Below are 18,509 nucleotides of genomic sequence, written 5' to 3'. Positions count from 1 at the left end.
GTTTCTTACTGGCCGCGACCCTGCTCGTAGGCCCTGAGCTGCTCCGGCGTGATCATGCCGGTGTCGAAGAGGCTGGTCTCGTCGAGGGCGTACGACTGCTGGACCTGCTGCTGGTCCTGCTGCTGGCCCTGCTGGGCCTGTCCGGCGTCGTAGGCGGCCTGCTGGGCGTCGTAGCCCTGGTACGCGTAGGGATCGGCCTGCTGGTAGCCGTAGGCGTCCTGCTGCTGGGCGTAGGCCTGCTGCTGTGGGTAGCCGCCGTAGGTGTCCGTCTGCTGGTAGCCGTAGGCCGGCTGCGGGTCGTACTGCGGCGGGGCGGCCTGCCCGGCGGCGGCCCGGTTGTCCTGCTCGGCGAGGGCCGTGAGGTCGGCGAGGTAGTCGGCGTCGCTGGAGTGCTGGACGGTGGTGTTGTCGTCGGCGAGGGAGCGGAGGTCGTCCGTGGCGATCCGGCCGTGCAGCTTCTGGCGGCCCTTGCCGACCGCCTCCAGGGTCTTGGTGAGGACCGCCTCGAAGGCGCCGAGCTTGGTGTCGACGTAGGTGTCGGCGTCCCGGCGCAGGGTCTCGGGGTCATGGCTGCGCTCGGGGGCGTCCTCGTCCTCGTAGCCCTGCTCGTCGAGGCCCGGGCCGGTGCCGAGGAGCTTCTCGCGGCCGCGGCCGACGGAGCCGATGGTCTTGGTGAGGACGACCTCGAAGTTGGCGAGCTTGGAGTCGACGTAGTCGTCGGCCTCCGCGCGGACGTCCTCGGCCTCGCGGCGGGCCTCGGCGAGGATGCGGTCGGCCTCGGCCTGGGAGCGGCGGGCGACCTCGGTGTCGGAGATCAGCGAGCCGCGCTCGGCGTGCGCGCTCGAGATGATCCGCTCGGCCTCCTGGCGGGCCTGCTCGACCATCTGCTCACGGCCGCCGATCAGCTCCTGGGCCTGGGCGAGGGAGTCGGGCAGGGCCGCCCGCACCTCCTCCAGCATCGCGAGCAGCTCGGCGCGGTTGACCACGCACGAGGCCGACATGGGCATCGACCGGGCGCCGGAGACCGCGGCGACGATCTCGTCGAGCTTCTTCTGCACGTCCACCTGTGCTCGCCACTCTCTACAGCTGTGTTGGAGACGGACGGGACGACTGTAGCCCCATCAGTCCTTGCGCAGGCGTTCGTTGAGCGCCTCCAGGACCAGCGGCGGCACCAGGTGGGCGATGTCTCCGCCCCAGGTGGCGACCTCCTTGACGAGCGAGGAGGACAGGAAGCTGTAGGTGGGGTTGGTCGGTACGAAGAGCGTCTCGACGCCGGACAGGCCGTTGTTCATCTGGGCCATCTGCAGCTCGTAGTCGAAGTCGCTGACCGCGCGCAGGCCCTTGACGATGGCCGGGATGTCGCGCTGCTTGCAGTAGTCGACGAGGAGGCCGTGGAAGGCCTCGACCTTCACGTTGCCGTATTCGGCGGTGACCTGGCGGATCAGCTCGATCCGCTCGTCGACCTCGAACAGGCCCTTCTTGGACTTGTTGATCATGACCGCGACATAGACCTCGTCATACAGACGGGAGGCGCGGGAAATGATGTCGAGATGTCCGTTGGTGATCGGGTCGAACGACCCGGGACAGACGGCGCGGCGCACTTGAGATCCCTCGCTCTCCGGTCCGGTCATCGTGCGTCTTCGCACGTAGAGGCGGCGCGACCGTACCAAAAGGTTCCTTCGCCGTAGCGACGGGACCGGAGCGCTTCGAAGCCGTCCGGCCAGTGGAACTCTCCGCCTCTGGTGCTGCGCTCCACGGTGACCAGGGCTTCGGCCGTGAGCCAGCCCTGGGTGCGGAGTGTGAGCAGAATCTCCCGAAGATCGTCGTCCGAGACGGCGTACGGGGGGTCGAGAAAGACGATGTCGTACGGGTCCGGCGGCGCCGGCGTCTGGACGATCTGTTCGGCTTTGCCCGCCCTCACCTCGGCGCCGGGGAGACCGAGAGACTTCACGTTCTCGCGGATCGTGCGGGCCGCTCGGGCGTCGGCCTCCACGAGAAGGGTGTGGCCTGCGCCACGGGAGAGGGCCTCCAGGCCCACGGCGCCTGAGCCCGCGTACAGGTCCAGGACGCGTTCCCCGTCGAGAGGGCGGCCTCCGAGCAGGGACTGCCAGGTCGAGAAGAGACCTTCGCGTGCACGGTCGGACGTGGGGCGGGTGCCGGTCCCTGGCGGGACGGCCAGGCGGCGACCGCCGGCTGCACCGGCGATTACGCGGGTCATCTTCGATCCTTGGTCGTGGGTGGCTTCCGGTATCAGTGTGGCTGGTCGCGCCCGCGCGGCGGTAGCCGCATATGGATTACGGCCCCGCGCCCCTGGGGGTCTTCCTCACCCCTTTTCCAAGTACTGCTCTCTTTCCTCGTCCAAGAGAGCGTCCAGGGCTGTGCGCAGGCCCGGGAGGTCGGTGAGCTCCGGATCCGCCGCCACCACTGCCGCCGCCTCTTCCCTGGCCTCGGCGATGATCTCCTCGTCCTCGATGACGGCCAGCATGCGCAGGCTGGTGCGGGCGCCGGACTGGGCCTGGCCGAGGACGTCGCCCTCCCGGCGCTGTTCGAGGTCGATACGGGAGAGCTCGAAGCCGTCGAGGGTGGCGGCGACGGCGTTGAGGCGCTGGCGGGCGGGGCTGGCCTCGGGCATCTCGGTGACCAGGAGACAGAGGCCGGCCGCCGAGCCGCGGCCCACGCGGCCGCGGAGCTGGTGGAGCTGGGAGACACCGAACCTGTCGGCGTCCATGATCACCATGGCGGTGGCGTTCGGGACGTTGACGCCGACCTCGATGACCGTGGTGGCGACCAGGACATGGGTCTCGCCGGCGGCGAAGCGGCGCATGACCGCGTCCTTGTCGTCGGGGTGCATCCGGCCGTGCAGGACCTCGACACGCAGGCCCTGGAGCGGTCCCTTGGCCAGCTGGTCGGCCACCTCCAGAACGGCCAGCGGCGGGCGCTTCTCGGCCTCGTCCTCGGCGGACTTCTTCTTTTTCGGGTCCACCTCCTCGTCGCCGATGCGGGGGCAGACGACATAGGCCTGATGGCCGTTCTCGACCTCCTCGCGCACGCGCTCCCACGCGCGCGACAGGAAGTGGGGCTTGTCGGCGGCGGGGACCACATGGCTGGCGATCGGGGAGCGGCCGGCCGGGAGCTGGTCGAGGACCGAGGTCTCCAGGTCGCCGAAGACCGTCATGGCGACCGTGCGCGGAATGGGGGTGGCGGTCATGACGAGGAGATGGGGCGGCTGTTTGCCCTTGCCGCGCAGGGCGTCCCGCTGTTCCACGCCGAAGCGGTGCTGTTCGTCCACGACGACGAGTCCGAGGTCGTGGAACTGCACCTTGTCCTCGATCAGCGCGTGCGTGCCGATGACGATCCCGGCGTCCGCGGTGACGAGGTCGAGCAGGGCCTGGCGACGGGCGGCCATGCCCATCGAACCGGTCAGGAGCACCACCTTCGTGGCGTGTTCGGTCCCGCCCAGCATTCCGCCCTCGGCCAGATCGCCCATCATCTCGACGATCGAGCGGTGGTGCTGCTGGGCGAGGACCTCGGTGGGGGCGAGCATGGCGGCCTGACCGCCGGCGTCGACGACGGCGAGCATGGCTCTGAGGGCCACCATCGTCTTCCCCGAACCGACCTCTCCCTGCAGCAGCCGGTGCATCGGGTGCTCTGTGGCCAGGTCGTCGAAGATCTCCTTGGAGACCTTCTGCTGGCCCTCGGTGAGGGTGAAGGGGAGGCGGGCGTCGAAGGCGGTCAGGAGGCCGTCCGACTTGGGTTCTCGGGCCACCGCGGGGAGTTGGGCGTCGGCGTGGCGGCGGCGGGCGAGGGCGACCTGGAGGACGAAGGCCTCGTCCCACTTGAGGCGGGAGCGGGCGTCCTCGATGTCGGCCTTGGTGTGCGGACGGTGGATCTTGAGGAGGGCCTCGGGGAGGGGGACCAGGCCCCGGCCGTCACGGAGGGAGTCCGGGAGGGGGTCCACCGCCTCCTGGGCGCTGGGAAGGACCGTCTGGATCGCCTTGCCGATCTTCCAGGACTCCAGCTTGGCCGTGGCGGGGTAGATGGGGATCAGGGCGCCGGCCCAGGTCTCCACCGTCTCCTCGGCGTCTCCGCGCAGCAACTCATAGGCGGGGTGCGCCAGTTGGAGGCGGCGGTTGAAGACCGAGACCTTGCCCGCGAACAGCGCGCGGGTGCCCGGCAGGAGCTCCTTGTGGGGCTTGTGGACACCGGCACCGAAGAAGACCAGCTGGAGGCGGCCGCTGCCGTCGGTGATGGTCACCTCCAGCCGCTGGCCCTTGCCGCGGGGAGCCTTGGCCGAGGCGAAGGTGTGCAGCCGGGCGTCGGCGACCTGGGCGACCACGGTGACGTGCTCGTCCATGGGGAGGTCGGCCAGGTGTGTGAGCTGGCCCCGCTCCTCGTATCTGCGCGGGTAGTGGTGCAGGAGGTCGCCGACGGTGTGCAGGCCGAGATGCTCGGCCATCACCTTCGCGGTGGGTGGGCCGAGCACCTTTTTCAGTGGTTCTTCGAGTGCGGGCACGAGATCCATTGCACACCACCCCACTGACATTGCCGTATACGTCTCGCGAAACCCCTGGTCAGACGGGCTGTTCCGGCTCTAGGATGACGCGCTCCGGCCATCCCGCGGTCACCGCCCCACCGGGACCGCCCAACCCCGCGCCGAAGACCTCCCCACCCTCGGCGTTGCAGCGATGGACTCCCAGACCTCACAGTCATCCCAGGCATCCCCGTCACCTCATACGTTCCAGGTCGACCTGCGTGGCCTGGTGGACCTGCTGTCCCATCACCTCTACTCCAGTCCGAAGGTCTATCTGCGCGAGCTGCTGCAGAACGCCGTGGACGCCATCACCGCCCGGCGCGCCGAACAGCCCGACGCCCCGGCCAGGGTGCGGCTCCACGCCCAGGAGGGCACCCTGCGGGTCGAGGACTCCGGCGTGGGGCTCACCGAGGCGGATGTGCACACCCTGCTGGCGACCATCGGCCGCAGCTCGAAGCGGGCCGGAGCGCTTCAGGACGGGCTTCAGGAGGTCCGCTCCGACTTCCTCGGCCAGTTCGGCATCGGCCTGCTCGCCTGCTTCGTGGTGGCCGAGCGGATCCGGGTCGTCAGCCGTAGTGCCCGTACGCCCGAGGCGGCACCCGTGGAGTGGACGGCGAGCGACGACGGTTCGTACACCGTGCGGACGTTGCCGCACGAGGCCCGTCCCGAGCCCGGTACCACCGTGCATCTGACGGCTCGGCCGGGAGCCGGCGAGTGGCTCACCCCCGAGCGGGTCCTCACGCTGGCGCGGGACTTCGGCTCGCTGCTGCCGTACGACGTGCGGGTGGGCGACGAGGCGGTCACCGACCTGCCGGCGCCCTGGGACCGGTCCTACCCCTCCCCCGCCACCCGAAGGGTGGCCCTGGCGCGGCACTGTCACGACCTCTTCGGGTTCACCCCGCTGGACTCGATCGAGCTGACCGTGCCGCTCGCCGGGATCCGCGGGGTGGCGTACGTGCTGCCCTCGGCGGTCAGCCCGGCCACGCGCGCGACGCACCGCGTCCACCTCAAGGGCATGCTGCTGACCGAGCGCGCCGAACAGCTGCTGCCGGACTGGGCGTTCTTCGTGCGCTGCGTCCTGGACACGGACAGTCTGCGGCCGACGGCCTCGCGCGAGTCGCTGTACGAGGACGAGACGCTGGCGGCCGTACGGGAGGCGCTGGGCGAGAGGATCCGGTCCTGGCTGACGGGGCTGGCCGCCGGTGATCCGGAGCGGCTGGCGGCCTTCCTCTCCGTGCACCACCTGGGCGTGAAGTCACTGGCCCGGCACGACAAGGACATGCTGCGCACCATGCTGCCGTGGCTGCCCTTCGAGACGACCGACGGACAGCTGTCCCTGGAGGAGTTCGCACAGCGGCACCCCGTCGTGCACTTCACACGGACCGTGGAGGAGTACCGGCAGGTCGCGCCGATCGCGTCCGCGCAGGGCGTGGGCGTGGTCAACGGCGGTTACACGTACGACAGCGACCTGGTCGAGGCGCTCCCCTCGGTGCGGCCGGGCACGGTGGTCGCCGAGCTGGACACCGACACCGTGACCGCGCACCTGGACGCGGTCGACCCGGCCGACGAACTGGCGCTGTCCGGGTTCCTGGCCGCCGCGCGGGCCAGACTCGATCCGCTGGGCTGTGACGTCGTCCTGCGCGCGTTCCGCCCGCTCTCCGTGCCCGCGCTGCACCTGGACGACCGGTCCGCCCGGCACGAGCAGGCGCGCGCGGACGCCGAGGCGCGGGCCGACGACCTGTGGGCGGGCATCCTCGGCTCGCTGCGCGGCAGCGCGCCACGCGCGCGTCTGGTGCTCAACCACCTCAATCCGCTGATCCGGAGGATCAGTTCACTCGGCGATCCGGAGCTGATCGGCACCGCGACGGAGTCCCTGTACGGACAGGCGCTGCTGATGGCACAGCGGCCGCTCAGGCCCGCGGACTCGGCATTGCTGAACCGGGCCTTCATGGGCCTTCTGGAGTGGGCCACGAACGGCGAGGAGGGTCGCTGATGAGCGAGATCACGGACTTCGACACGCTGCGCCGGGCGATGGCCGAGAACGGCGAGCAGCCGGAGGGTCCCGCCCGCAACGCGCGCGCGGAGCAGCTGCTGGTGGCGGCCGAGAAGCTGAACGTGCCGCTCGCCGTGATCGAGGCGCTCGGACACCAGCTGAAGGTCTACAACTACAGCTCCGAGAAGGACAAGATGTTCGTCCCCTTCGCGCGTCTGCTGCGCATGTGGGACGAGCGGCCCGAGGACTTCGACGAGTACGAGACCCACACCCTGCACTGGGTCTTCAAGTGGATGTCGTCCGGCATGCTCGACCAGCCGCATGTGCCGCTCGCCTCGATCGAGAAGTGGCTCGGCGAGATGGAGCACCGCTACCGGCTTGCCGGGCACTCCGAACGGGCCGTGCGCAGCGCCGAGTTCAACGTCGCCGCGCACATCGGGGACCTGCCGCGCGCGGAACGCGCGTACGTCGCGTGGCTCGCCGCCGACCGGGACCGCATGGCCGACTGTCCCGCGTGTGAGCTGCACGGGCAGGGCTGGTGGCAGAGCGAGCGGAGCCGGGACGCGGCGGCGCTCGAGCTGTGGGCGCCGGTCCTGGAGGGCGAGCTCAGTTGCGCGCACGAGCCGCACACCTCGCTCGCGGCCTCCCTGCTGCCCCTGTTGCGCCTCGGCCGCCTCGACGAGGCGCGCGCGAACCATCTGCGGGGTTTCCGGCTCGTACGGGCCATGGAGAGCATGCGCGGCGCCTATGCGGACCACGTCGAGTTCTGCGCCCTGAGCGGCAATGAGGCGCGCGGTCTGGAGCTGCTCGCGGAGCGGCCCGCGTACTTCACGGACACCGGGCATCCGCGCAGCGGGCTGGAGTTCCTGAGCGTGGTGGCGTTGCTCATGGACCGGCTGACGGGGCTCGGCCTCGGCGACCGTGAGGTGCCGGGACCGGCCGGCCGTTCGTGGACGGCCCGTGAACTCGCCACGCACGCGCGTGCGGAGGCCCTCGACCTGGCCGACCGCTTCGACGCGCGCAACGGCACGGCACACGTCAGTGAGCGGGCACGCGCGCGTATGGCGCAGGAGCCGCTGGTGGAGCGGTTGCCGCTGGGGGTGCGGTCGGCGAGGACGGCCGCCCCGCCGGCCACGTCCCCCGCGGTCGCGCCGGAGGCCGCGGAACCGGATCTGGCGGCTCTGATCGCCGAGGCGCGGCGGCTGTCGGACGGTCTGCGGCCGAACGCCGTCGAGGCGTGGGTGGCGGTCTCACGGGCGGCGCAGGGTGTCGAACTGGACCCGCGCGACCGGGCGGAGATCGCCGACCACCAGGCCATGGACCTCGGCCCCGAGGGCATCGAGCTGTTCGAGCGTGCCGCCGAGCTGTACACGGAGGCCGGCGACCCGGGCGAGGCGCTGGCCGCACGCGCGCGTGGGGCGCTCGTCCGCACCCTCGCGGGCGACACGGACGCGGCGCTCACGGCGATCGCCGGCCCGTACGACGAGATCCTCGCGCTCTACGCCGAGGACGGCACCGGCGTACGCCAGACGGCGTCGGTGCTGATGGCACGGGCCCGGATCCTGATGCGGCGGGTACAGGAGGCCGGGGAGACGCCGGAGGGGGGCGAGCGGCCGGACGCCGAAGGGGCGAGTCCCGTCGAGGAGGCCCCTGCCGGCGAGGGGGCACCGACGACGGCCGAGCCTCCCGCGGACCACCCGGTCACGGACGGCCTCCCGCCAGGTGGGGCCCTCGGTGGCGCTGCCCGCCAGGGCGAGACGCCGGACGACGGCTCGACGGACGGCGGGGTTACGAGCGGCAACCCGACAACAGCCGGGGCCTCGGACGACGGTTCGACGGACGGCAGGATCACGGACGGCGACCTGACGGCAGCGAGGACCCTCGACGGCACCGCGACGGCCGCCACAGGCGCACACGGCGACCCGACGACTGCCGAGGCCCCGAACAACACCCCGGCAGCAACCACAGCCCCAAGCAGCAACCCCACAGCCGCCGGGGCCTCGGACGACGGTTCGACGGACGGCAGGATCACGGACAACGACCTGACGGCAGCGAGGACCCTCGACGGCACGGCGACGGCCGCCACAGGCGCACACGGCGACCCGACGACTGCCGAGGCCCCGAACAACACCCCGGCAGCACCCACGGCCCCAGGCAGCAACCCCACAGCGGCCGGGGCCTCGGACGACGGTTCGACGGACGGCAGGATCACGGACGGCGACCTGACGGCAGCGAGGACCCTCGACGGCACCGCGACGGCCGCCACAGGCGCACACGGCGACCCGACGACTGCCGAGGCCCCGAACAACACCCCGGCAGCACCCACGGCCCCAGGCAGCAACCCGACAACAACCGAGGGCTCAGACGGCGACCCGACGCCGACCGCCGCCCCGGGCGGTAGCCCGACAGCGGCCGGAGTCCCGGGCCGTCGGCCCTCCGTGGCCTCCCTTCGAGCCGACGCCGACGCCGCCGTGCGGGAGGTGCTCGCGCTTGTCGACGGGCGGGCCGGGGACGATGTGCAGCTCGGGTCGCGGGCCGCCGAGGCGTGGGCGATGTTCGCGGAGCTGGCCGTCGGTGCCGGGGAGCTGCGGACCGGTGCGGACCTGTTCCGGCATGCCGCGGAGGGGTTCGTGGGGGCCGGGCTGCCGTGGTTCGCCGTGGAGTCGGAGGCCCGGCTGGCGCAGCTCGCCCACCATATGGGCGACGTCGAGGAGGCCGAGCGGGCGCTGCGGGCCGCGTTGGAGCACGGCGGGCCGTATCTGGAGGCGATCGGACGAGCCCAGCTGCACCTCCAGCTCGCCGAGGTGCTGGGTGGCAGGGGGATGGTCGAGGAGGCCGCCGAGCATGCCCTGGAGGCGGCGCACTGGGCCGACGCGGCCGGTGAGGGGCCGGCGCTGGGCGCGTGGGCGCGGCAGCTGCTCGGCGGGTTCCTGCTGCGGCAGGGGCGGTGGGCCGAGGCCGCGGAGGTGCTGGAGTCGGCGCTGCCCGACCTGGCCCCCGAGACGCACGGCGACGGCGCGGTCGTCCAGGTGCAGTGGTGGCTCGGCGACTGTCTGAGCGAGCTCGGCGAGCACCGCGCGGCGGCCGAGCGGCGGTTGCAGGCGGCCGAGATCGCGAGGCTATGGCCCGAGCAGCAGGACCACGCGACGCTCGCCCATCTCGCCGCCGAGTCCCTCGGCCAGGCCGGGCTGTCCGCCGAGGCGGACCGGGCCTACGCCCGCGCGGGCGAGCTGTGGCGCTCGCTCGGCGACGTCCACGGCCTGGTCCGTGCCCTGCGCGCCCGCGCGTGGCTCGCGCTGGGCACGGAGGACGGGCAGGGCGAGGCCAAGGAGCTGATGGCGGACGCGGTCCGGGAGTGCGAGGAGGCGCTGGGGGCGGACGCCGCCGACGAGGAGGCCCGGCAGCGGCTCGTCGCCGAGCTCGGCCACACGCACCGGCAGTTCGGCGACCTGCTCGCCCGTTCCGCCGCCGAGGACGACGATGACGACTCCATCCGGGCCGCGATGGAGGACGCCCTGTCCCAGGTGACGGAGGCCATCGTGGTGTTCGCCGCGCTCGGCGAGGACGCCCTGCACAGCCGTACCGGCGCCGAGCTCGCCGCGGGCTGGCTGGAGGCCGACCTGGGCCGCCCCGACCGGGCGGCGGCACGCGCGCGTGCGGTGCTGGCGGCGTACCAGGCATACGAGGCGTACGAGGAGAGCGAGACCGACGAGACGGTGCCGGCCCGGCGGGCGGAGGCGCGGCAGATGCTCGACGTCGTGGAGGACTAGCGGCTACTCGACCCCGATGAGCAGCAGGGCTCCTTGGCGTCCGCCCCGGTAGACCACCGTGTCGACGCCGAGGTGTCCCTCACGCACGCGTGCTTCGAGGTGGTCGGCGATGGACTCGGGTGCCTCGTCGCCGAGGACGAGGGTGACCAGTTCGCCGCCTGCCGAGAGCATGCGGTCCAGGACGGTCTCGGCGGCGGCGGTGACATCCGAGCCGATGACGGACACGTCGCCCTCGATGAGGCCGAGCACGTCGCCGGCCTGGCAGATGCCGGCCATGGTCCAGGACTGGCGCTCGGCGAGGACGACCTCGGCGTAGCGGGTCGCGCCGGCCGCCGAGGTCATCGACACGACGTCCTCGTCGAAGCGGCGCTCGGGCTCGTGCACGGCGAGCGCCGCGATGCCCTGGACTGCGGAGCGGGTCGGGATGAGGGCGACGCGGATGCCCTCCGCGCGGGCCTGTTCGGCCGCCGCGGCGGCGGTGTGGCGCAGGTCGGCGTCGTTGGGCAGCAGGACGACCTCGCGCGCGTGGGCCCGCCGTACGGCTTCGACCATCTCCCCGCTGGCGGGCGGCTCTCCGGGGCGGGCGAGCACGGTCGTCGCGCCGGCCTCGCTGTAGAGCCCGGCCAGGCCCTCGCCGGGTACGACGGCGACGACGGCCCGCTGCACCCGCTCCCGCGGCGGCCGTTCACCGCCCCGTGTATGCACGTCGCCGAGCGCGAAGTGTGTGATCCGGATCCGGTAGGGCCGCCCGGCCTCGACTCCCGCCTCCACCGCGGCGCCCGCGTCGTCGACGTGCACATGGACGTTCCACAGTCCGTCGCCGCCCACCACGACGAGCGAGTCCCCGAGACCGTCGAGCCGCATCCGCAGCCGGTCCACGGCGTCGTCCTCGGCCTCCAGGAGATAGATCACCTCGAAGGCGGGCCCGCCCTGCTCGGGGGGGCTGTCGGCGCACTCGTCGACGTCACCGGGGCCCACCGCCCCGACCGCAAGGGCATCGGCCCGAGCCGCGGAGCCGGAGTCGAAGGACAGGGAGCCTCCGCGCGGATCGCCGTAGGCCACGGAAGCGACAGCGCCAGGTGCCGCGACACCGTCAGTCCTCTCCGCGCCACCGGTGTCCACGCGCGCGTGGAAGGCCCCTGACCCTTCGTGCCCCACCCGTGGGAGCCGCCCGGGGACCGCCCCCGGCGCCTCCCCCGTGAACGTCTCCACCAACGCCCCGAGCACCGCCACCAGTCCCCGCCCCCCGGCGTCGACCACCCCGGCTCGCTCCAGCACGGCCAGCTGGCCGGGAGTGGCCGCGAGAGCCTCCCGTGCCCCTTCGTAGGCGGCCCGGGCGACCGCCCCGCAGCCGCCGTCGGTCCTCTCGGCCGCGTCGGCCGCCGCCGAGGCGACCGAGAGGACCGTGCCCTCGACCGGGTGAGCCACGGCCTGGCGGGCGGAGTCGGCGGCGTGCCGGAAGGCGAGCCGCAGGCCGGCCCCGTCGGTGTGAGGTGTGTCGCTGTCGGCGGCGAGCACCTGGGCCATGCCGCGCAGCAGTTGCGCGAGGATCGTGCCGGAGTTGCCCCGGGCGCCTATGAGGGCGCCGTGCGCCATCGCGCGCGCCGCGTCGGCCGGTGACGGCTTCCCGGCACCCCCCGAGCCGCCCGGGCGGCCTCCGGGGCCGACCCCGTGGCCCTCGAAGGCGGCCTCGACGGCCGCGACGGCGGACTCCATGGTCAGGTACAGGTTCGTGCCGGTGTCCCCGTCGGCGACGGGGTAGACATTGATCGCGTCGATCTCCTCGCGCGCCCGCCCCAGCGCCGTCAACGCGAGGCCGCACCAGGTGCGTACCGCGAGAGCATCGAAGAATGTCTGCGGCACCTGCGCCACCTGCGCCTCCCTGAGCTGCCCGGACGTGGACGCAGCGTAGACCCCGGAGAGGTGTCCGCCGGAAGAGGGCCTGGAGCAGGCCCATGAGCAGCCATGGTAGTTTCGTTGTACTGGCGCAGTCGTTGTATGCTGCTCCGGTTGCCCGATCTCATCGGGCCTTTTCCCCCGGCAGCGCCACTCAGATCTCTGATCCTACGATCTCGATCCCGGCACGCCGGGTTCTATCCGTAAGTGCATCTGAAGTCTTTGGAGTGACCCGTGGCTGCCAACTGCGACGTCTGCGGCAAGGGGCCGGGCTTCGGCAACAACATCTCGCACTCGCACCGCCGTACGTCCCGTCGCTGGAACCCGAACATCCAGCGCGTCCGTACTGTGGTCAGCGGGACGCCGAAGCGCGTGAACGCTTGCACCTCGTGCATCAAGGCCGGCAAGGTCTCGCGCTGACGCACAGTTAAGCGCGCGGCCACTGCTGGTTCGCTGTAAGTAGCCGGTCCACCGACAGGTGGATCGGCTTCTTGCTGTGCCCGGGCAACGCCCGCCGGCCGGAGGGCCACGGCCGTCAGGCCGAGGTGGTACCCGGTCCTCCCGGAAACCTGAAGGCCCACCCGTGATCCACGGGCCCGATACCCCCGCCCAGCGCGAACCCGCCCCGGATCGCCCAGGTGACGTACTCCTTGGCCGCCGCCACCGCCTCCGGCACTGACAGGCCCTTGGCGAGATGCGAGGCGATCGCCGAGGCGAGCGTGCAGCCCGTGCCGTGCGTGTGCCGGTTGTCGTAACGGGGCGCGCGCAGCCAGTGCTCCCGCGAGCCGTCGGTGAGCAGATCGACGGCGTCGCCGGTGAGATGACCGCCCTTGACGAGGGCCCATTGCGGCCCGTACGACAGGATGGCGGCCGCGGCCCGGCGCAGGTCGTCCTCGGTCTCCACCCGTACGCCGGTGAGCTGCGCCACCTCGTCGAGGTTCGGTGTCGCCACCGTGGCCACCGGCAGCAGCTTCGTCCGCACGGAGTCCAGCGCGGACGCGGCCAGCAGCGAGTCACCGTGCTTGGAGATGCCGACCGGGTCGACGACGGCCGGGGCGTCCGTGCCGCCGATCAATTCGGCCACCGCCTCGACGAGTTCCGCCGAGGCCAGCATGCCGGTCTTCACGGCCTGTACGCCGATGTCGTCGACGACGCTGCGGTACTGGGCCCGCACCGCCGCCACCGGCAACTCCCAAGCCCCCTGCACGCCGAGGGAGTTCTGCGCGGTGACGGCCGTGACGACGCTCATGCCGTGCACGCCGAGCGCGAGCATCGTCTTCAGGTCGGCCTGGATCCCGGCGCCTCCGCCGGAGTCGGAGCCCGCGACCGTCAGCACCCTCGGCGGCGCGCTCACGACTCGATGTCCCCGAAGTGGTCCCAGCCGCCCTTGCTGGTCCAGGGCGCCCCGTCGACCGTCACCTGGGGCAGCGCCGAGGGGTTGAGGACCTCGCCGATGACCTTCCAGCGGGCCGGCAGCTTCACGTCCGGCGGGAAGGTCGCCACGATCGCGTGGTCCTCTCCCCCGGTGAGCACCCACTGCATGGGGTCGACGCCGACGGCCTGCCCGATGTCGTTCATCTGGGAGGGGATGTCGATCGCGCCGGAGCGGATGTCGATACGGACCTTGCTGGCCTCGGCGATGTGCCCGAGGTCGGCGATCAGCCCGTCGCTCACGTCGCACATCGCGGTCGCGCCGAGCCCGGCGGCCGCGGGGCCCGCGTGGTACGGCGGTTCGGGACGCCGGTGCGCCTCCACGAAGGCGCGCGGTGAGCGGAAGCCGCGGGAGAGCACCGCGAACCCGGCCGCGGACCAGCCCAGCCAGCCGGTCACCGCGACGAGGTCGCCGGGCTGTGCGCCGCCGCGCGTCACGGGCTCCTGGTTGCGCAGATCGCCGAGCGCGGTGATGGAGACCATGATCGTGTCCCCGCGTACGACATCCCCGCCCACCACCGAAGCGCCCGCCACCTGGCACTCGTCGCGCAGCCCGTCCATCAGCTCGCTCGCCCAGGTGACCGGGAGTTCGGCCGGCACGACCAGGCCGAGCAGGAGGGCCGTCGGTACGGCGCCCATGGCGGCGATGTCCGCGAGGTTCTGTGCGGCGGCCTTGCGGCCCACGTCGTAGGCCGTGGACCAGTCGCGGCGGAAGTGCCGCCCCTCCAGGAGGATGTCGGTGCTGGCCACGACCCGGCGGTCGGGAGCGGCCACCACCGCGGCGTCGTCGCCGGGGCCGACCCGGACCGCCGGGGTGGTGGTGAGACGGGAGGTGAGCTCCCTGATGAGCCCGAACTCCCCGAGCTCACCAACAGTGCCCTTCATTGCCCTTTCGCCCCTTCTGTCCCTTGTTGTGCCCGGTCGCGCGTGACCAGTGTCCCCGATACGGTCGAAGAGACCGTCAACTTCTGTCATGCCTGCCCCCGGCGCGGAGGCCGCCTGTCCCACAGGTCTCCCCGCGGCGAGCGGCGACGCGATACCGTGGCGTTCCTTTTCCCCACATGATCCTCGTGGCCGCCCTGGAGGTTCCGTGGTACAGGCGTACATCCTGATCCAGACGGAGGTCGGCAAAGCGTCGACCGTCGCCGAGACGATCAGCAAGATTCCTGGGGTGATCCAGGCCGAGGACGTGACAGGACCTTATGACGTGATCGTGCGGGCGCAAGCCGACACCGTGGACGACCTGGGCCGCATGGTGGTCGCGAAGGTCCAGCAAGTGGACGGCATCACCCGCACCCTGACCTGCCCGGTCGTCCATCTGTAGCCCCCGTCTACCCTTGGCCGGTGAACCTTTTCCGGCACCGGCACCGCGCTGTCCTCGGGCTGCCCGCCCTGGCCCTGCTGATCGTCACCACAGGGTGCTCCTCAGCAGACGACAGTGACTCGGTGACGGTTCCCAGCCCCACGGCGAAGGTCGCGAAGCTGTGCCGAAACCTGGACAGTGTCCTGCCGGACAAGGTCGACGGTCTCGACCGGCGTGATCCCGAGCCCGCGTCCGCGCTGACGGCGGGCTGGGGAAGCCCGGCGATCATACTGCGCTGCGGTGTCGTCCGGCCGCCGAAGATGATCGACCCCAAGGTCGCGGCCGGAAGCGACCCCAAGGCGATAGCGGGCGAGGTGAACGGCGTCGAGTGGCTCATGGAGAAGCAGGACGACGGATCGACCCGCTTCACCACGGCCAACCGGCATGCGTACGTCGAGGTGACGGTGCCCGAGGGGCGGGACACCGCGGGGATGCTGACCGACATGGCCTCGCCGGTCAAGAAGGCGATCCCCTTCGGGAAGTGAGCCCCACGGCTTCCCGGAGGGGCCGCTAGCGCAGGCCAGTGGAGCGCCGGAGCGCCGCCCGGATCAGCAGGTCCACCAGCTCCGGGTAGCTGATCCCGGTCGCCTGCCACATCTGCGGGTACATCGAGATCGGGGTGAAGCCCGGCATCGTGTTGATCTCGTTGATGACGAACTCCCCGTCCTCCGTGAGGAAGAAGTCCGCGCGCACCAGGCCCTCGCAGGACGCCGCGTCGAAGGCCGCCACGGCGAGGCGCTGGACCTCCGCCGTCTCCTCGGGGGTCAGCGGGGCCGGGACGAGGCCCGGGGTGGAGTCGATGTACTTGGCCTCGAAGTCGTAGTACGCGTGCGCGTCCGGCGGCGGGATCTCCGCGGGGACCGAGGCTCGCGGGCCGTCCTCGAACTCCAGGACACCGCACTCGATCTCACGGCCGCGCAGCGCCGCCTCGACGAGGATCTTCGGGTCGTGCCGCTGGGCCTCGGCGATGGCCTCGTCCAGCCCGGACGGGTCGTCGACCTTGGTGATGCCGATCGACGAACCCGCGCGCGCGGGCTTCACGAACAGCGGCCAGCCGTGCTCGGCGGCCAGGTCGACGATCTTCCTGCGGGCGGCCGGCTCGTCCTGCTCCCACTCGCGGGGCCGAATCACCACGTACGGGCCGACCTTGAGCCCGAAGGAGGTGAACACCCGCTTCATGTACTCCTTGTCCTGGCCGACGGCCGAGGCGAGCACACCCGAGCCGACGTAGGGGACACCGGAGAGCTCCAGCAGGCCCTGGAGGGTGCCGTCCTCGCCGTAGGGGCCGTGCAGGACGGGGAAGACGACGTCGACCTCGCCGAGCGCCTTGGGCACCGATCCCGGCTCGTTGTAGACGACTTCACGGTTCGCGGGGTCGACGGGGAGCACCACGCCGCCCTCGCGCGACTCGGCGAGTTCCTCGACGTTGGGCGTCCGGCGCTCGGCGATCGCCATCCGGTCCGGCTCGTCGGCGGTGAGGGCCCAACGGCCGTCCTGGGTGATGCCGATCGGCAGAACGTCGTACTTCGTCCGGTCGATGGCCTTGAGGACGGCGCCGGCCGTGACCACGGAGATCCCGTGTTCGGAGCTGCGCCCGCCGAACACGACGGCCACGCGCGGCTTGCGAGGCGGCTGCTCAGGGCTCTGGGGGAGGTTCTCGGTGCTCATATCGCGTTGAGAGTACCCGTTGGTAGAGCCCCGATACAGCGTGGCTCAGGGGGCGTCGCTCAGCGTCGTTCGGGTTTCGCGCTGCGCGACATCAGCTCCTTGACGGCGACCACCGGAGGCTTGCCCTCGTGCACGATGGCGACGACCGTCTCGGTGATCGGCATGTCGACGCCGTGCCTGCGTGCCAGATCCAGCACGGACTCACAGGACTTGACGCCCTCGGCGGTCTGCTTGGTGACCGCGATGGTCTCCTGGAGGGTCATGCCCTTGCCGAGGTTGGTGCCGAAGGTGTGGTTGCGGGACAGCGGCGAGGAGCAGGTCGCCACCAGGTCGCCCAGACCGGCGAGTCCGGAGAACGTCAGCGGGTCGGCGCCCATCGCCAGCCCCAGGCGCATCGTCTCGGCGAGACCGCGCGTGATGAGCGAGCCCTTGGTGTTGTCGCCGAGCCCCATGCCGTCCGCGATGCCGACGGCGAGCCCGATGACGTTCTTCACGGCGCCGCCCAGCTCGCAACCGATCACGTCCGTCTCGGTGTACGGCCTGAAGTACGGCGTGTGGCAAGCCGACTGGAGCCGCCGGGCCACCGTCTCGTCCGCGCACGCGACCACCGCGGCGGCCGGCATGCGGGCCGCGATCTCGCGGGCGAGGTTGGGTCCGGTGACCACCGCGATGCGGTTCGGGCCCACCTTGGCGACGTCCTCGATGACCTCGCTCATCCGCATGGCGGAGCCGAGTTCGACGCCCTTCATGAGGGAGACGAGGACCGTGTCGGGCGCGAGCAGCGGCACCCACTCGGCGAGGTTGCCGCGCAACGTCTGTGAGGGGACGGCGAGTACGGTGAAGTCGGCGTCGCGCGCGGCCTCGGCTGCGTCCGTCGTCGCCCGCAGATTCACCGGGAGTTCGACGCCGGGCAGGTAGTCCGGGTTGGTGTGCGTGGAGTTGACCGCTTCCGCGAGTTCGGCGCGGCGGCCCCACAGGGTGACCTCGCAGCCCGCGTCGGCCAGCACCATGCCGAAGGCGGTGCCCCACGATCCGGTGCCGAAGACGGCCGCCTTGACCGGCTTGCTCACGTGCTCTGCCCCTCTTCCTGCTCGACCTTCGCCTGAGTCTGCGCGGAGGTCCTGCGCCGCTGCTCGATCCGCTCCTGGCGCGGGTCGTAGGGTGACTCGGGCGCCTTCTCGCCGCGGATCTCCTCCAGCTGGCGGGTGACCGCGGCCATGATGACCTCGGTCGCCTCCTTCAGGATCTCCGGGCTCATCTCCTTGTCGTAGAAGCGCGACAGGTCCACGGGGGGACCCGCGAGGACGTGCGAGGTCTTGCGGGGACGGAGGTTGAGCTTCTTGGCGTACGGCGGCAGCAGCTCGTTGGCGCCCCACTGCGCGACCGGGATCACCGGGCACTTGGTCTGCAGGGCCACGCGCGCGGCGCCGGTCTTGCCGGTCATGGGCCACTGGGCGGGGTCCCGGGTGATGGTGCCCTCGGGATAGAAGGCCACGCACTCACCGCGTTCCACGGCGTCGATCGCGGCCCGGAAGGCGCTCAGCGCGTCGGTCGTCTCGCGATAGACGGGGATCTGTCCGGTGCCGCGCATGACGGCGCCGACGAATCCCTTCTTGAAAAGACTGCTCTTCGCGAGGAATCGCGGAACGCGGCCGGTGTTGTACTGAAAGTGTGCGTAGGCGAAGGGATCGACGTGCGAATTGTGGTTCACCGCGGTGATAAATCCACCGTCGGCCGGAATGTTCTCCATTCCGCGCCAGTCCCGCTTGATCAGAACCACCAGAGGCGGTTTGGCGATCACCGCTGCGAGGCGGTACCAGAAGCCGATTCTGCGGCGGGGCACGCGGACACCTTCCT

15 protein-coding genes are annotated in these 18,509 nt (G+C 71.7%); 5 read left to right on the top strand and 10 right to left on the bottom strand.

Annotated features, from left to right (window positions below):
* Positions 1-5 precede the first annotated feature (5 nt).
* The 4 genes from OG381_RS32720 to recG form a co-directional block, all read right to left on the bottom strand.
* On the bottom strand, positions 6-1,064 hold the full coding sequence (locus OG381_RS32720; RefSeq protein ID WP_327719609.1) for an ATP synthase F0 subunit B: 1,059 nt from the start codon (positions 1,062-1,064) through the stop codon (positions 6-8).
* A 57-nt stretch (positions 1,065-1,121) separates the two neighbouring features.
* Positions 1,122-1,601: a pantetheine-phosphate adenylyltransferase gene (coaD, locus tag OG381_RS32715; protein WP_307037168.1), complete on the bottom strand. Its 480-nt coding sequence runs from the start codon at positions 1,599-1,601 to the stop codon at positions 1,122-1,124.
* 26 nt (positions 1,602-1,627) lie between these two features.
* Entirely contained in the window at positions 1,628-2,218 is a 591-nt protein-coding gene (gene rsmD / locus OG381_RS32710) for a 16S rRNA (guanine(966)-N(2))-methyltransferase RsmD (RefSeq protein ID WP_327719608.1), read from the bottom strand.
* A 105-nt stretch (positions 2,219-2,323) separates the two neighbouring features.
* The gene (gene recG / locus OG381_RS32705; RefSeq protein WP_327719607.1) at positions 2,324-4,522 is read right to left on the bottom strand and encodes an ATP-dependent DNA helicase RecG; all 2,199 of its coding nucleotides are present in this window, start codon (positions 4,520-4,522) and stop codon (positions 2,324-2,326) included.
* A 163-nt stretch (positions 4,523-4,685) separates the two neighbouring features.
* Between recG and OG381_RS32700 the strand changes: the two genes are divergently transcribed.
* Both OG381_RS32700 and OG381_RS32695 read left to right on the top strand, forming a co-directional pair.
* A complete protein-coding gene (locus OG381_RS32700; protein ID WP_327719606.1) occupies positions 4,686-6,524 on the top strand; it encodes an HSP90 family protein in 1,839 nt (612 codons plus the stop codon).
* A complete protein-coding gene (locus tag OG381_RS32695; protein WP_327719605.1) occupies positions 6,524-10,294 on the top strand; it encodes a hypothetical protein in 3,771 nt (1,256 codons plus the stop codon). The genes OG381_RS32700 and OG381_RS32695 overlap by 1 nt, the downstream gene beginning before the upstream one ends.
* A gap of 3 nt (positions 10,295-10,297) precedes the next feature.
* Here the strand turns inward: OG381_RS32695 and OG381_RS32690 are convergent, their stop codons facing one another.
* Entirely contained in the window at positions 10,298-12,166 is a 1,869-nt protein-coding gene (locus OG381_RS32690) for a DAK2 domain-containing protein (protein WP_327719604.1), read from the bottom strand.
* Positions 12,167-12,424: 258 nt separating this feature from the next.
* On the opposite strand from OG381_RS32690, the gene rpmB reads away from it, so the two are divergent.
* Positions 12,425-12,610, top strand: coding sequence for a 50S ribosomal protein L28 (gene rpmB / locus OG381_RS32685; RefSeq protein ID WP_003973430.1), 186 nt, complete (start codon positions 12,425-12,427; stop codon positions 12,608-12,610).
* 115 nt (positions 12,611-12,725) lie between these two features.
* Here rpmB and thiD read toward each other — a convergent pair whose 3' ends face one another.
* Both thiD and OG381_RS32675 read right to left on the bottom strand, forming a co-directional pair.
* Positions 12,726-13,544: a bifunctional hydroxymethylpyrimidine kinase/phosphomethylpyrimidine kinase gene (thiD, locus tag OG381_RS32680; protein WP_327719603.1), complete on the bottom strand. Its 819-nt coding sequence runs from the start codon at positions 13,542-13,544 to the stop codon at positions 12,726-12,728.
* Entirely contained in the window at positions 13,541-14,506 is a 966-nt protein-coding gene (locus OG381_RS32675; RefSeq protein WP_266887579.1) for a thiamine-phosphate kinase, read from the bottom strand. The genes thiD and OG381_RS32675 overlap by 4 nt, the downstream gene beginning before the upstream one ends.
* A gap of 205 nt (positions 14,507-14,711) precedes the next feature.
* Between OG381_RS32675 and OG381_RS32670 the strand changes: the two genes are divergently transcribed.
* On the top strand, positions 14,712-14,945 hold the full coding sequence (locus OG381_RS32670) for an Lrp/AsnC family transcriptional regulator (protein ID WP_003997603.1): 234 nt from the start codon (positions 14,712-14,714) through the stop codon (positions 14,943-14,945).
* Between the two features lie 20 nt (positions 14,946-14,965).
* Positions 14,966-15,469 (top strand): DUF3515 domain-containing protein, encoded by a 504-nt coding sequence (locus tag OG381_RS32665; RefSeq protein WP_327719602.1) that lies wholly within the window; start codon positions 14,966-14,968, stop codon positions 15,467-15,469.
* Between the two features lie 25 nt (positions 15,470-15,494).
* Here the strand turns inward: OG381_RS32665 and OG381_RS32660 are convergent, their stop codons facing one another.
* From OG381_RS32660 to OG381_RS32650, 3 genes are read right to left on the bottom strand one after another with little or no spacing between them, the layout of a single operon-like run.
* Complete coding sequence (locus OG381_RS32660; RefSeq protein ID WP_327719601.1) at positions 15,495-16,652, bottom strand: D-alanine--D-alanine ligase family protein; 1,158 nt, start codon at positions 16,650-16,652, stop codon at positions 15,495-15,497.
* 59 nt (positions 16,653-16,711) lie between these two features.
* Complete coding sequence (locus tag OG381_RS32655) at positions 16,712-17,722, bottom strand: NAD(P)H-dependent glycerol-3-phosphate dehydrogenase (RefSeq protein WP_327719600.1); 1,011 nt, start codon at positions 17,720-17,722, stop codon at positions 16,712-16,714.
* A complete protein-coding gene (locus OG381_RS32650) occupies positions 17,719-18,495 on the bottom strand; it encodes a lysophospholipid acyltransferase family protein (RefSeq protein WP_327719599.1) in 777 nt (258 codons plus the stop codon). The genes OG381_RS32655 and OG381_RS32650 overlap by 4 nt, the downstream gene beginning before the upstream one ends.
* Between the last annotated feature and the right edge of the window lie 14 nt (positions 18,496-18,509).

It is taken from the genome of Streptomyces sp. NBC_00490, from assembly GCF_036013645.1.
Classification (GTDB): domain Bacteria; phylum Actinomycetota; class Actinomycetes; order Streptomycetales; family Streptomycetaceae; genus Streptomyces; species Streptomyces canus_F.
This window is presented reverse-complemented; position numbering and strand designations above follow the sequence as displayed.

What these genes read in the sequence shown, in the direction of transcription:
- rsmD (WP_327719608.1), bottom strand. Translation starts at nt 2,218, where the DNA reads ATGACCCGCGTAATCGCCGGTGCAGCCGGCGGTCGCCGCCTGGCCGTC.
- recG (WP_327719607.1), bottom strand. Translation starts at nt 4,522, where the DNA reads ATGGATCTCGTGCCCGCACTCGAAGAACCACTGAAAAAGGTGCTCGGC.
- OG381_RS32700 (WP_327719606.1), top strand. Translation starts at nt 4,686, where the DNA reads ATGGACTCCCAGACCTCACAGTCATCCCAGGCATCCCCGTCACCTCAT.
- OG381_RS32695 (WP_327719605.1), top strand. Translation starts at nt 6,524, where the DNA reads ATGAGCGAGATCACGGACTTCGACACGCTGCGCCGGGCGATGGCCGAG.
- OG381_RS32675 (WP_266887579.1), bottom strand. Translation starts at nt 14,506, where the DNA reads ATGAAGGGCACTGTTGGTGAGCTCGGGGAGTTCGGGCTCATCAGGGAG.
- OG381_RS32660 (WP_327719601.1), bottom strand. Translation starts at nt 16,652, where the DNA reads ATGAGCACCGAGAACCTCCCCCAGAGCCCTGAGCAGCCGCCTCGCAAG.